General features: G+C 73.3%; 2 protein-coding genes. One reads left to right on the top strand and one right to left on the bottom strand.

The features are described 5' to 3' along the window. Positions 1–74 precede the first annotated feature (74 nt). The gene (locus GL263_RS27205; RefSeq protein WP_182858386.1) at positions 75–641 is read left to right on the top strand and encodes a hypothetical protein; all 567 of its coding nucleotides are present in this window, start codon (positions 75–77) and stop codon (positions 639–641) included. Between the two features lie 102 nt (positions 642–743). Here GL263_RS27205 and GL263_RS27200 read toward each other — a convergent pair whose 3' ends face one another. Next, the gene (locus GL263_RS27200) at positions 744–944 is read right to left on the bottom strand and encodes a hypothetical protein (protein WP_228456868.1); all 201 of its coding nucleotides are present in this window, start codon (positions 942–944) and stop codon (positions 744–746) included. Positions 945–995: the final 51 nt, after the last annotated feature.

The following is a 995-nucleotide window of genomic DNA, read 5'->3' as shown; positions in this document are numbered from 1 at the left end:
CCTTTTGTCGGGCCGCGGCCGGCGGCTGCTAACGTCACCGGTACGACCGTCGGACCTGCGAGGGGTGACCAAGAGTGGCGCGCAACGGTGCGGGCGTCTTCGTGACCGGACTGACCGCCGCCGCGCTGGCGGTCGTCGCCGTACTGGCGATGCAGGCCGCCTCGGCCAAGGAGGACGCGGGCCCCGCCCAGCGGCCCGCCCCGGCGGCCAGCGGCTCCGCCGCGCCCGGCGGCGAGAAGGCCGAGCAGGTCGCCGACCCGAAGGCGCTGCCGGCCGGGTCCGGCGAGGGCAAGCGGGTCGTCTACTCCCTGGAGTCGAACCGCGTCTGGCTCGTCGACGAGGAGGAGAACGTCACCCGGACGTTCAAGGTCACCCCCGGCACCGTCGATCCGCTGCCCGGCAGCTACACCGTCACCTCGCGCTCCGCGAACATCACCGGTTCGGACGGCGTCCCGGTGGAGAACGTCGTCAGGTTCGCCCTGAACGAGGGCGTGGTGATCGGTTTCAGCGCGGCCACCGACGGGGAGACCGCCGAGCCGGACCCGAGCAAGAAGACGGGCGGCATCCGGGAGGCCCGCAAGGACGGCGCGGCGATGTGGGTGTTCGCCACCCTCGACACGAAGGTCGTCGTCCTGCCGTGACCCGTCACTGACCGGTGACCCGTCACTGACCGGGTACTGAGGCACGCGGTGAGGTGGCGCCCTCCGTGATGAGCCGGGCGCTTGGTGAGCCGGGGGCGCGCGTCAGGCCGCCCTGCGGCGTTCCTCGTCCCGGGGCGGGGTGGAGACGGCGTCGGCGGCCGCGCAGGCGGCGAGCACGTCCCCGAAGGCCGGTGTTGTCCTGCGCGGCCGCGGCCGGTGCGGGGTCGGTTCGGATCGGGTCTGCTGGTGTCGGGCGGCGTGCGGGCGTCGGGCCTCACGTGGGGTGTCCGGCATGTCCGGCATGGGCACTCCTCGGACTGTCGCGTCGACCTGACTGGTTAGGTGTACCTAACC

Source organism: Streptomyces durbertensis, from assembly GCF_014156695.1.
GTDB lineage: Bacteria > Actinomycetota > Actinomycetes > Streptomycetales > Streptomycetaceae > Streptomyces > Streptomyces durbertensis.
Note: the sequence above shows the minus strand (reverse complement) of the source record. Positions and strands in the feature narration are given on the sequence as shown.

Excerpts from the sequence above, each read along its gene's own strand:
- GL263_RS27200 (WP_228456868.1), bottom strand. The coding sequence starts at position 944 with ATGCCGGACATGCCGGACACCCCACGTGAGGCCCGACGCCCGCACGCC.